At 68.2% G+C, this 11,829-nt stretch carries 10 protein-coding genes; 3 read left to right on the forward strand and 7 right to left on the reverse strand.

Going from position 1 to position 11,829, the window contains the following annotated elements:
• Positions 1-11: 11 nt before the first annotated feature.
• Entirely contained in the window at positions 12-1,193 is a 1,182-nt protein-coding gene (locus ACFVJ3_RS19705; RefSeq protein ID WP_378453617.1) for a PucR family transcriptional regulator, read from the reverse strand.
• 197 nt (positions 1,194-1,390) lie between these two features.
• On the opposite strand from ACFVJ3_RS19705, the gene ACFVJ3_RS19710 reads away from it, so the two are divergent.
• Together ACFVJ3_RS19710 and ACFVJ3_RS19715 are read left to right on the forward strand one after the other, a co-directional pair.
• Positions 1,391-3,136, forward strand: coding sequence for an aldehyde dehydrogenase family protein (locus tag ACFVJ3_RS19710; RefSeq protein WP_378453618.1), 1,746 nt, complete (start codon positions 1,391-1,393; stop codon positions 3,134-3,136).
• A 47-nt stretch (positions 3,137-3,183) separates the two neighbouring features.
• A complete protein-coding gene (locus tag ACFVJ3_RS19715; RefSeq protein ID WP_378453619.1) occupies positions 3,184-4,773 on the forward strand; it encodes a GMC family oxidoreductase in 1,590 nt (529 codons plus the stop codon).
• 70 nt (positions 4,774-4,843) lie between these two features.
• Here ACFVJ3_RS19715 and ACFVJ3_RS19720 read toward each other — a convergent pair whose 3' ends face one another.
• Positions 4,844-5,440 carry a C40 family peptidase gene (locus ACFVJ3_RS19720; RefSeq protein ID WP_378453620.1) on the reverse strand — a complete coding sequence of 199 codons (597 nt, stop codon included), beginning with the start codon at positions 5,438-5,440 and terminating at the stop codon, positions 4,844-4,846.
• Between the two features lie 251 nt (positions 5,441-5,691).
• Between ACFVJ3_RS19720 and ACFVJ3_RS19725 the strand changes: the two genes are divergently transcribed.
• Positions 5,692-6,513, forward strand: coding sequence for an alpha/beta fold hydrolase (locus tag ACFVJ3_RS19725; RefSeq protein ID WP_378453621.1), 822 nt, complete (start codon positions 5,692-5,694; stop codon positions 6,511-6,513).
• Positions 6,514-6,561: 48 nt separating this feature from the next.
• Here ACFVJ3_RS19725 and ACFVJ3_RS19730 read toward each other — a convergent pair whose 3' ends face one another.
• The 5 genes from ACFVJ3_RS19730 to ACFVJ3_RS19750 form a co-directional block, all read right to left on the reverse strand.
• Positions 6,562-7,656 carry an ABC transporter substrate-binding protein gene (locus ACFVJ3_RS19730; RefSeq protein WP_378453622.1) on the reverse strand — a complete coding sequence of 365 codons (1,095 nt, stop codon included), beginning with the start codon at positions 7,654-7,656 and terminating at the stop codon, positions 6,562-6,564.
• 15 nt (positions 7,657-7,671) lie between these two features.
• Positions 7,672-8,613, reverse strand: coding sequence for a TauD/TfdA dioxygenase family protein (locus tag ACFVJ3_RS19735; protein WP_378453623.1), 942 nt, complete (start codon positions 8,611-8,613; stop codon positions 7,672-7,674).
• Between the two features lie 80 nt (positions 8,614-8,693).
• Positions 8,694-9,650 (reverse strand): TauD/TfdA dioxygenase family protein, encoded by a 957-nt coding sequence (locus ACFVJ3_RS19740; RefSeq protein ID WP_378453624.1) that lies wholly within the window; start codon positions 9,648-9,650, stop codon positions 8,694-8,696.
• Positions 9,651-9,763: 113 nt separating this feature from the next.
• Complete coding sequence (locus ACFVJ3_RS19745; RefSeq protein ID WP_378453625.1) at positions 9,764-10,495, reverse strand: IclR family transcriptional regulator; 732 nt, start codon at positions 10,493-10,495, stop codon at positions 9,764-9,766.
• 27 nt (positions 10,496-10,522) lie between these two features.
• A complete protein-coding gene (locus ACFVJ3_RS19750; RefSeq protein ID WP_378453626.1) occupies positions 10,523-11,818 on the reverse strand; it encodes an LLM class flavin-dependent oxidoreductase in 1,296 nt (431 codons plus the stop codon).
• Between the last annotated feature and the right edge of the window lie 11 nt (positions 11,819-11,829).

The following is an 11,829-nucleotide window of genomic DNA, read 5'->3' on the forward strand; positions in this document are numbered from 1 at the left end:
GTGTGCTCCGATCACGCACCGAGCAGCTGGTGCGCCCGCAGGCCGACGTACAGTTCGGCGGCGTCGATGGGGTCGGAGAAGTCGCGTCCCGTGAGGGTGTGAATTCTGCGCAGCCGGTACAGGACGGTGTTGCGGTGGTAGTGCAGCTGGGTGGCCGCCGCGGTGGTGGAGCCGCGACAGGAGAACCACGCATCGAGGGTGGCGAGCAGGCTCTCCTGTTCCTCGGCGGGCAGGCCCAGCACCGGTCCGAGGATCTGGTTCGACGCGAGCTTGCCGGCGTCGGGCACACTGACCAGCAGCAACGACACCGGCACCGACTCGTAGCGGGTGACGGTGCATCCACCGTGTCCCGCGCAGCGACGGGCGATCCGTGCCTGCTCGACGGCCCGGCTCGTCCCGCCGGGACGTCCGAACACCGAGCTGACCCCGATCCGGCCGTGACCGGAGCGGCCGAGGAGGTCCAGCGCGGAATCGAGCACCTCGGCGGTGGCGGCCCACAGCAGTCCGATCCGCCCGTCGACCTCCGTGTCCCACACCGAGTCGACACCCACACCGCGAAGGTCCGACTGCACGACGTCCGCGGCGGACGGAGACGCCGCCGCTTCGACGGACACGACGAGGAAGGTGCTGTTCTCCGGAATCCGGAACGTGCGGAGCGCGTCGGCGGCGCCGGCGGGGTTGGCGGCGTGGTCGCCGAACAGGGTCCTGATCAGCCGGCCCCGCGACTCGGCGTCCTCGCGGGCGCGCAGGTCGGCGGTCTCCCGATATGCCTCCGCGGCGCTGTCCGAGTAGACGTCCACGAGCGCCCACACCTGGGCGGCCATGTCGAGCAGCGCGTTGGTGGCCCGGCCCTCCGAGCGGTTCATCAGTTCGTCCCAGATCAGGCGGCCGCCGAGCCGGAACGCGTGGAGTAGCGCCGCGAGCGGCACACCCTGTTCGGCCTTCAACTGTCCGGCCGCCCGCGCCGCCTCGAGCCGGATCGGCGCACTGCCCGCGAGGTTGCCCAGCATTGCCGTCAGATTGTCGACGCACGCCGCGTACAACTGCTCGGGAGTGAGGAGGGTCGCCTCCACGTAGCCGTGCTCGGCCGACAGGATGCGCGATACGAGTTCCTCGGACAACTGGTCCACGGACTCCAGCATCGATCCCAGAAGATCGGTGGGCGACGGCGCGACATCCGAGCTGACAGTCATCCGGCAAGACTATCGACCGGACGTGGTCCGCGCCATACCCTTTTGTGCGACGGCATAGCCCGCATGTTCACATTGACAGCCGCTGCCTATGGCGCGACGCCGGCAACTGGGACGAGAATCAGTGTTCTACGCCACAGTAGTTTTTCGTTTCTGCGGCGCGGTCCTTCATGTAGTCGACCCGAGCGGAGCTGTCCACAGTGAGCACTTCAGAACCCGAGGCCACCTCCAACACCCCCGACGCGGCCTCCCCACATCCGGACGTCGACGCCGCCCTCGCCGACCTCGCCGAGGGCGAGAAGACCTGGGCCGACCTCTCCCTCGCCGATCGCAGGAAACTCCTCGACAAGGTGCACGACCTCACCGTGCAGCACGCCGCCGACTGGGTGGACGCCGCGGTCGCGATCAAGGGGCTGGACCCGAAGTCGCCGCTGGTCGGCGAGGAATGGATGTCGGGACCGTACCCGCTGGCCACCGGCACCGCGGCACTGTCCGCGAGCCTGGCGAAACTCGAGGCCGGAACCAGCCCGCTGGACGGCGCCACGTTCGGCACGGCCCCCGGCGGCCGCACCACCGTCAAGGCGCTGCCGCTGAACATCTTCGACAAGCTGCTGCTCAGCGGATTCAGCGCGGACGTGTGGCTGCAGCCGGGAATCGATCGTGCGACGGCACAGCGCGACGCCGGCCTCGCCCAGCGCGACCCGTCGCGGACACAGGGCGTCGGCGTGGTCCTGGGCGCCGGCAACATCACCTCGATCGCCCCGCTCGACACCCTGTACGAACTGATCGCGCACAATCGCGTCGTCGCACTCAAGCTCAACCCCATCACCGACCGCCTGCTGCCCGTGCTGACGCGTGTCCTCGAACCGCTCATCTCCATCGGCGCGGTCCGACTGCTGACCGGCGGCGCGGAGGTCGGGACGTATCTGGTGCACCACGACCTCGTCGACCACGTGCACATGACGGGCAGCGCGCTCACCCACGACGCGATCGTGTTCGGCACCGGCGAGGAGGGTGCGCGGCGCAAGGCTGCGAACGAGCCCATCCTCGGCAAGGCCATCTCCAGTGAACTCGGCGGCGTGTCACCCACCATCGTGCTGCCCGGCGACTGGAGCCGCGCCGACATCAAGTTCCAGGCCGAACACATTGCGACGCAGCGACTTCACAACGGCGGCTACAACTGCATCGCGGCGCAGGCCGTGGTCGTGTCGTCCGAGTGGAAGCAGCGCGACGAGTTCGTGGCAGCCCTGAAAGAGGCCCTCGACAAGGCACCGGACCGCACCGCGTACTACCCCGGTAGCGACTCCCGGGTCGCCGCGGCCACCGCGTCGTTCCCCACCGCCGCACGCCTGGGCGAGAACGGCGGACGCGTCCTGGTCACCGATCTCGAGCCCGGCGCCTACGCCCCGCTCCTGCAGACCGAGTACTTCGCTCCGGCGCTCGGCGTGATCGACCTACCCCACGGAGGCGCCGAGTTCGCGGCACACGCCGCCGACCTCGTGAACGAGGACTTCATCGGCACCCTCGGGGTCAACATCGTCGCTGCCCCGCAGACCATCCGCGAGATGGGGGCGGAGTTCGACTCGCTGCTCGAGAGCCTCCGCTACGGGACCATCGCCGTGAACGCGTGGACCGGCGTCGGGTACCTCACCGCCACCGCGACCTGGGGAGCCTTCCCCGGCCACACCCTGAACGACGTCCAGAGCGGCATCGGCGTGGTGCACAACGCCCTGCTCATCGACCGGCCGGAGCGCACCGTCGTCCGCGGCCCGTTCCGCCCGTCGCCGCGGTCGATCCTGAACCGTGAGATGTCCATCTCGCCCAAGCCCCCGTGGTTCGTCACCAACCGAACCGCCGCCACGACGGGCCGATTGCTGACAGGATTTGCCGGTGCACCCTCATGGACCCGGCTGCCGGCGATCTTCGCGTCCGCGCTGCGTGGATGAGGGCGCGTGCCCCCGACCCCTCACCCCCGTCGAAGTGGAGATGAACGATGAATCAGGAACTGTCTGTGGCCGACTACGTGATCGTGGGGTCGGGTTCGGCAGGTGCCGTGCTGGCCGGCCGGCTCAGCGCCGACTCCGGCAGCGAGGTCGTGGTCCTCGAGGCCGGTGGTGAGGACAAGGACAAGTTCGCGCACATCCCCGCCGCGTTCTCGAAACTGTTTCGCAGCGAGATGGATTGGGACTACCTGACGGAGCCGCAACCCGGACTCGGTGGGCGGACGATCTACTGGCCGCGCGGCAAGATGCTCGGCGGCTCGTCGTCGATGAACGCGATGATGTGGGTGCGCGGGTTCGCCGCCGACTACGACGAGTGGGCCGACCTCACCGACGACTCCTGGTCGTTCAAGGAAGTGGTCAAGTACTTCCGCCGCATCGAGGACGTGCAGGGCGCGTCGGACGCCGACAGCGGAACCGGCGGGCCGATCGTCGTCTCGCACCAGCGGAGCCCCCGCGCCCTCACCGGGTCGTTCCTCGCGGCGGCCGAGGAGACCGGTTACCCCGTCGAGCGGGCGAACACCACTCGGCCCGAGGGCTTCTCACAGACCATGGTCACGCAGAAGCGGGGCGCCCGGTGGAGTACCGCCGACGCCTACCTCCGGCCGGCGCTGAAACGGAAGAATCTGACCGTCCTCACCGGCGCCCAGGCCACCCGGGTTGTGTTCGAGGGTTCCGCGGCCGTCGGCGTCGAGTACGAGAAGCACGGGGTGCGGCGCACCGTCCGGGCCGCGAAGGAAGTGATCCTCGCAGGCGGGGCGATCAACTCCCCGCAACTCCTCATGCTGTCGGGCATCGGCGACGAGGCGCAGTTACGTGAGCACGGAATCGCGGTGCAGCAGCACCTGCCGGAGGTCGGGAAGAATCTCCTCGATCACCTGGTGTCGTTCCTCGGCTACAGCGTCGACTCGGACTCACTGTTCGCCGCCGAGAAGATCCCCGAGCTGCTCAACTACCTGACCCGTCGCCGGGGCATGCTCACCTCGAATGTGGCCGAGGCGTACGGCTTCACGCGCAGTCGGGACGATCTGACGCTGCCCGACCTAGAGATGATCTTCGGGCCGGCGCCGTTCTTCGACGAGGGCCTCATCCCGGCGACCGGTCACGCCGCGGTGATCGGCACCATCCTCGTGAAACCCGAGAGTCGAGGCGAGATCTCGCTGCAGTCGGCGGATCCCCTCGCGAAGCCGATCATCGATCCCCGCTACCTCAGCGACAGCGGCGGAGTCGACCGGCGGGCGATGCTCGAAGGACTGCGCCTGTGCGACGCCCTCGCATCGGCCCCGGCGCTGAAGTCGCTGCTCGGCAACATGATTCGCCCGGCGGTGGAGCCGAGCACTCCACTCGGCGAGATTCTCGCGCGGGCGCTGCAGGAGAACGCCCACACGCTCTACCACCCGGTCGGGACGTGCCGCATGGGCAACGACGACGCGAGTGTCGTCACACCCGAACTGCGGGTCCGTGGGGTCGACAAACTGCGCGTCGCCGACGCGTCGATCATGCCCGCCATCATCCGCGGGCACACCCACGCACCCTCCGTCCTCATCGGTGAGCGGGCGTCGGATCTGATCCGCAACTCGTAGGGCGCTTCGCGCCCCGTGCGCCCTTTTGGTAGCGCTGGCAACCAGAAAGGCGCACGGGCGGCGGAGCCGCCTAGTACCGGCGCGCCGCGTAGAACGGCATCGAATCGAGGGGCGCCTGCTTCACGGGCTGCCCGGCGGTGGGCGCGTGGACGACCGTGCCGTTCCCGGCGTAGAGCCCGACATGTTCGGCCCCGTTGAACAGGACGAGATCACCCGGCTGCAGGCTGCCCTTGTCGACGGGCGATCCACCGCCCATCTGGTCGTAGGTGGTGCGGGGCACCGAGATGCCGGCCTGCTTGTATGCCCACTGCACCAGACCCGAGCAATCGAAGGAGTTCGGGCCGGTGGCACCCCAGACGTACGGCGATCCGATCTTCGACTGGGCGGCCGCGAGAGCCTGAGCGCCGTGGGTAGACGGCAACGCCGGCGGGGCGGGCAGTGCCGGCGGGGCGGGCAGCGGTCCCGGGAGGGGCCCAGGGTTCGGAGCCGACGGCACCGGCGGAACACCGGGTATCTCGAATGTCCCAATCCCTGGGATGGTGATCGGCTCCGCTGCAGCGGGAGCAACGGGAAGCAGAAACGCTCCCACTCCCACACCGGCGGCGATCAGAAGACCGCCGGTCGAAAACTGCAGACGATTGCCCCGACGCAATCTATGCTTGGCCATTGAGCTGAGTCCTTCAATTCATTGGTGCCCGTCGACACGAGTGCCGTTCGGACGAGACATTAGATAACATCCCGGTCACGGACTCAGCGGACAACGGCCGAATGGCCCATACAGATACCTGTTTTCGCAGTCCAGGTATATAACGATTAGATATCGAACCGACCGGTCCGTCACGAAACCCCAAAAACAGGTATGTCTTCAGGCAATTCGGCCCGTTACCGACGGCATGCGCGTCATCCACGCTGTGGAGCGTGTCACTGATCCAGAACTCAGAACCCGAGATCTTCGGGGAACCCACAGGTGCGGACGCCGCGACCCTCACTGTCGTGGGGCGAGGTTCGCCCGTCGTCTTCCTGCACGGATGGGGGCTCACCCCGCGGGTGTACGGCCGCAGCCTGTCGATGCTCGCCCAGCAGGGGCATCGCGTCGTCACTCCGACGCTCCCCGGCTTCGGCGGAACCCCCGACCATCCACCCGAGGCCCGGACCTTCGCCGGTTATGCGGCCTGGCTCGGACGGTTCCTCGACGAGGCGGGAATCAGCGAGCCGGTCACACTGGTCGGCCACTCCTTCGGCGGGGGCGTCGCCATTCAGGCTGCGCACGACCTTCCGGAGCGGGTCGCGCGCCTGGTGCTCGTCAACTCGGTCGGTGGTGGCGCCTGGTCGTCCGACGGCTGGGGAATCCGGCCCATCGGCGAGAGGCCGCTGTGGGACTGGGGCGCTTCGGCGCTGGGTGAGGCGCTGTCGATCCGGACCATCGCGCACACGACGGCGTCGCTCGTCAACGGTTTTCTGCCCAACGCGCTGCGGGATCCGGGTGCGGTCTGGCGAACGGCACACCTGGCCAGACGGGCGGACCTGCGCCACGAACTCGGCGTGCTCGCCGACCGGGGCCTACCGGTGTCGCTCGTCTGGGGTCGCGGGGACCGGACAATTCCTCTCGCCAGCTTCGAGTCGATGCGGAAGGCGCTGCGCAATCCGCCCGTCATCACTGTGACAGGCAACCACGGTTGGCTGATTCACGACCCCACGTCCTTCGCCGACGCCGTCCGCCGGGCACTCCACAGCCCGTGAGTGGTTGACGAGTGAGACTCGCTGACCACGCACGGGCGGCGGAGCCGCCTACACCGCGTTTCCGTCGGCGTCGCTGTGGGGCGGATAGGTGCCGTTCGCGTACGGGTTGTACTCGTTGGTGAAGAGGTCCTCGGCCGCCGCACCCCCCGGTTTCAGCACCCCCAACCGCACGCCCTGGTCGATCCAGATCTGGAACTCCCCGGGGTCGATCACTCCCCCGGGCGCGGGCACGCCGGCACTCTTCCATTGCCGGACGAACTCCGTGGACTCGTTCCGCCCACGACCCTCGATGATCTTCACGAATCGGTCGACCACCTCCTCCTTCGGCACAGTCTGCGTCCACCGCACGGCACGCGCGACCCCCTGCACGAAGTCGCGGGTGGCGTCCTCGTTCTTCGCGATGAAGTCGTTCCGGAACACCACCGCCCCGATCCCCAACGGTCCGGTGAGATCGACATCCGTGAACAGCGGCGTCAACCCGCCCCGGCCGAGCGCGGCATCCTTCACGATCCCACCGAGATTCCCCACGTCGATCTGCCCCGACCGCAGTGCCTGTTCCGTGTTGTTCGGTGGCACGACGGTCAGCTCGACCTGGTTGATCTCGTCGTTGGTCAGTCCGGCGCGAAACAGCCATTCCTTGATGACGTACTCGTGGTAGGCGCCGAGGGTGTTGATCCCCACCTTCTTGCCGATCAGATCACGAGCCGTCCGGATGGGGCTGCCCTCGAGGACGTAGTAGCCGTTGAAGCTGTCGGTCTCGGTGTCGCCGTCCGACCCGTATACCGACACGACTCCGGTCAGCGGCGCCCCGGCGTCGACGAGTTTCGCGATGGCACCGTTGAACGCGGACCCGAAATCGGTGTCCCCCGTGGCCGCCGACTGAATGCTCTGCGGTCCACTCGTCGTGTCACCCAGCCACTCCAGCTGCACCTTCTCGAAGAAGCCGAGGTCCTCCGCGAGTTCCGGGAAGGTGACACTGGCCGGGCTGCCCTCGTACCGCAGCACCGTCTTGCCGTCCGCCGTCGTGCCGCCCCCGGAGGAGGACCCACCACACGCGGCGACCACCAGTGCCATACCGGTGACCAACACCGCCGCAACGATCGACCTGTTGCGGCGCAACCCGATCCGCGACTCAGCCCTCATGTCGTCGCCCCGGGCTCAGTCGGCGCCGTGGAACGCGCTGCCGACCACCGACCGCGACGGCTGACCGTCGATGCCGACCGGAACATCACCTTCGACGGTCGTGCGGTACAGCACCCGCACGACGTCGAGATGGTCGAGATCCGCCGGTGCGAGGTGCGCGGTGATGCGGTTGTCCCACACTCCGATGCTGTTGTTCTGCCAGCGAACACGGACGGTGTAGGCCGGGTTCGTGACCTCCTCGAACAGCAGGTCGAGAATCCGGTCGCTCTGCGCCGGGGAGACACCGAGGATGCGACTCGTGAAACCGGGGGTGACGAAGAGCCCGCGCTCACGGGTTTCGGGATGCACCCTGACCACCGGGTGCTCCGTCACGATCGGCTTGGTGGTGACGTTCTGCTCGGCATCACTGCCCGCCTCCCAGCGCTTCTGTCGTCCCCCGAAGCGGTGCTCGGCGCGCAGGCCGTCCACGAATGTCTTCAACGATTCCGGCAGGTTGGCGTACGCCGCAGCGAGATTGGTCCAGGTGGTGTCGCCCCCGACGTCGGGTACCAGCTCCGATCGCAGGAACGTGATCGCCGGCGGATTCACCAGCGCAGAGACGTCGGTGTGCCAGAAGTTCGCGTAGCTGTACTTGCGGGCACCGCCGCGGGCCGCGTATTTGCGGCTGTCCACCTCCAGGATTTCCGGGTAGCCCTCGGGGGCGTTGTAGTCGTACGGATGTGCGGGCGTCACCTTCCCGAAGTGGCGGGAGAACCGGATCTGCGCCGCGTGGTCGAGGGGCTGGTCGCGGAAGAACAGCACCTTGTGGTCGAGCAATGCCTGCCGCAGTCGTGCAGCGGTGGCCTCGTCCAGTTCACCCGCAAGATCCACACCGCTGACCTCGGCGCCGATATAGCCGGCGATGGGAGCGATCCGGAGCTCGGTGGCGACACCGGGACAGTCGTCGATAACTGTCATTTTCGTCTGTCTCCTTTATGGACTCGTGCGCCTTTCTGGTAGCGCTGGCTACCAGAAAGGCGCACGGGTGGCGAAGCCGCCTACTTCTCGCCGCGGAACGCCGCACCGGCGATGGACGTGGACTCCTTGCCGTCGGGGCCGACGGGAACGTCGCCCTCGAGGGTCGTGCGGTACAGGACCCGGGTGACGTCGAGGTGGTCGAGGTCGGTGGGCGCGAGGTGCGCGGTGGCACGGTTGTCCCAGAACGCGAGGCTGCCCGGCGCCCAGCGGAAGCGCACCGTGTACGCCGGATTGGTCACCTCGGCGAACAGCAGATCCAGCAGGCGGTCGCTCTGCGCCGGCGAGACCCCGACGATCCGGGCGGTGAAACCGGGTGTGACGAACAGTGCCCGCTCCCCCGTCACCGGGTGCACGCGGACCACCGGGTGTTCGGTGACGAGCGGGTTCTCCCGCGTCTTCTGGGCGTAGCTGCTGTCGTCGGCCCACTGCGGGTGCCTGCCGCCGAACCGGTGCTCGGCGCGGAGACCGTCGACGAGGCCCTTCAGCGAGTCCGGCAGACCCTCGTACGCGGCGACGAGGTTGGTCCACTGGGTGTCGCCGCCCTGTTCCGGGACGATGTGCGCGCGCAGGATCGTGCCGGCAGGCGGGTTGATCAGCGCGGTGACATCGGTGTGCCACTTGTTGTCGTAGTTGTACTTCTTGCGGCCGAAGCGCTTCTCGTACTTGCGGCTGTCGACGGCGAGGATCTGCGGGAAACCCTCGGGGGCTTCGTCGTCGTACGGGTGCGACGGCGTCACGTCACCGAACTTCCGCGAGAACGCGATCTGTTCGGCGTGCCCGATCTCCTGGTCGCGGAAGAACAGGACCTTGTAGCGGTGCAGCGCGTCGCGGACCTGGGCTACCTCGTTGTCGGCCAGTTCTTTCCGGAGGTCGATTCCGGAGATCTCGGCGCCGATGTGCCCGGCGACCGGACGAACCTCGAGCGCGGTGCCGGCGGTCCGATCCGATTCGGCGGGCGCGGCGGTGGTGAGTGTCATGAGTACTCCTGGTTTCGGGCTGAATCGATACGTCGCGATCATCATCGAATCCCGAACCACGGTGCTACAACGGTATTTTCACAATGCGAAAAAGGTTCACCCTGAGTTTTTCCCTACCGGAACGCGGGAAATGCAGTTCCGGCACCCGCACCGATCCGCGCCGCGACGCCCCGCATCGGCGTCACGATCTCCCGCACCAGATCGTCGGTGAGTCGCCGGCGGAGCGCCTGCACCCCCAACGCGCCGCGGGGCCGTCCCTCCGGGTCGAGAACGGGAACCGCAACGGCGAGCACGTCCCGGTTCTCCGAGGAGAAGGCCGCGGCGTAGCCCAGCCGTCGGACCCGTTCGAGGTCGGAGGACGCCGCCACCGAACCGCTGCGCCGTGCGGACGCCGTACCGAACGCCAGAATCGCCATGCCCATCGCGCTGCTCTGCAGCGGTTGACGTGCACCGGGCAGTTGGTGCATGCAAAACCGTTCGGGTGGGCGCGCCGAGAAGACGGTGACCGCGACATCGTCCTTCGCGACCCCGAGACTGGTCGTCAGCTTCACACGTGCGGCGAGCGAATACAGGTGCGGGGCGAACGATTCGGCGTCGAGACGCCCCAGCGACGGAACGGCCAGCGAGATCAGGCTCGGCCCCACCCGATAGCAGTCGGTTCGCTCGTCGCGCTCGAGCAAGCCGCCGCGGACGAGGGCCTGCACGATACGATACGTCGTGCTGACCGCCAATCCGGTGCGGGCAGCGAGCGCGCTGACGGTCAGGTCGGTGGGCCCGCCCTCGAAGCAGGCGAGTACTGCGATCGCCCGTTCCACCGCCTGCGACCCCGAACGCGGTGACGTCACGAGCTCCCCCTCACCGTCTGAACGAACTCACGCCGACCGCGCGGCGCCGTACTCGGGAACCGGCACCGCGAAGCGCTCACGCAGGGTCTTCTCCGCGTATTCGTAACGGAAGAGCCCCCGCTTGCGGAGCAGGGGCACCACCTCGTCCACGAAGGTGTCGAGTCCGGACGGGAACGCGTCGGGCATCAGGTTGAATCCGTCGGCCGCCTCGGCGCGGAACCACGCCTCGATGGTGTCGGCCACCTGTTCCGGTGTGCCGATCACGGCGCGGTGCCCGCCACCCCCGTCCAACTCGCGAAGGAGCTGGGCCACGGTCAGATTCCGCTCACGCGCCAGACCGACCACTGATTCACGGAACCCGAGGGAACCCGCAAACGTCGCCGGGTCGGGCGGTCCGTCCAGGAGCGACGCCGGGATCGGCTGGTCGAGGTCGAGTTCCGCGAGCGGGACACCGAGGGTCAGACTCAGCCGGTCCCAGCCGAACTTCGCGGGCACGTGCGTGCGGAGTTGTTCGTGTCGAGCGACGGCCTCCGCTTCGGTCGAGCCGATGACCGTGATCAGCCCGGGCAGGATCTTCACATCGTCGGGATTGCGGCCGGCCGCACGGGCCACGTCCTTGACGTGCTTGTAGTGCCTGCGCCCGGCGTCCAGCGTGAGCTCCGCGGAAAAGACGCCGTGTGCGGTGCGGCCGGCGAGGTCACGCCCGGCGGGCGACCCGCCTGCCTGGATGAGGGGCGGCTGCCCCTGATCCGACGGCGGCACCCGCAGCACGCCGTCGACGTCGAAGAACTCGCTGTGATGCGACACCGGGACACCGCTCCGAGCGCTCTCCCACAGCGCGGTCACCACGCCGACGAACGCCTCGGCGCGGCGATAGCGGTAGTCGCGGTCCGGAATCTGTTCGAATCCGAAATTGGCTGCGGCCGTCGGCGAATAGGTGGTGACCACGTTCCACGCCACCCGGCCGCCGCTGAGGTAGTCGAGGGAGAGGAAGCGTTCGGCGAGATCGAGCGGGTCGTTGAACGTGGTGGAGGCGGTCCCGATCAGGCCCAGGTTCTCGGTGGCCGTCGCCACGGCCGCCAGGATCACCGACGGTTCCAGCGCCCGGGTCGGCTTCACCCGGGGGTTCTCCCAGAAGCCGGGGCCATCGGCGAGGAAGAACGCGTCGAGGGTGCCACGCTCGGCGATCCGGGCGATCCTGGTGAAGTGGTCGAGATCGACGAACGAGCGCGCATGCACGTCGTCGAGGGTCCACGCCCCCGGGGCAATTCCCACGTCCAGCACGTTCACGTTGAGCACCAGTTGGCGTCGGGATCTACTCACGGCGATGCCTT

The sequence above is a fragment of the Rhodococcus sp. NPDC127593 genome, from assembly GCF_042671975.1.
Classification (GTDB): Bacteria; Actinomycetota; Actinomycetes; order Mycobacteriales; family Mycobacteriaceae; genus Rhodococcus_F.

Bases quoted from the DNA above. Each gene is read 5' to 3' on its own strand.
- ACFVJ3_RS19705 (WP_378453617.1), bottom strand. From the start codon at position 1,193: ATGACTGTCAGCTCGGATGTCGCGCCGTCGCCCACCGATCTTCTGGGA.
- ACFVJ3_RS19715 (WP_378453619.1), top strand. From the start codon at position 3,184: ATGAATCAGGAACTGTCTGTGGCCGACTACGTGATCGTGGGGTCGGGT.
- ACFVJ3_RS19720 (WP_378453620.1), bottom strand. From the start codon at position 5,440: ATGGCCAAGCATAGATTGCGTCGGGGCAATCGTCTGCAGTTTTCGACC.
- ACFVJ3_RS19730 (WP_378453622.1), bottom strand. From the start codon at position 7,656: ATGAGGGCTGAGTCGCGGATCGGGTTGCGCCGCAACAGGTCGATCGTT.
- ACFVJ3_RS19735 (WP_378453623.1), bottom strand. From the start codon at position 8,613: ATGACAGTTATCGACGACTGTCCCGGTGTCGCCACCGAGCTCCGGATC.
- ACFVJ3_RS19740 (WP_378453624.1), bottom strand. From the start codon at position 9,650: ATGACACTCACCACCGCCGCGCCCGCCGAATCGGATCGGACCGCCGGC.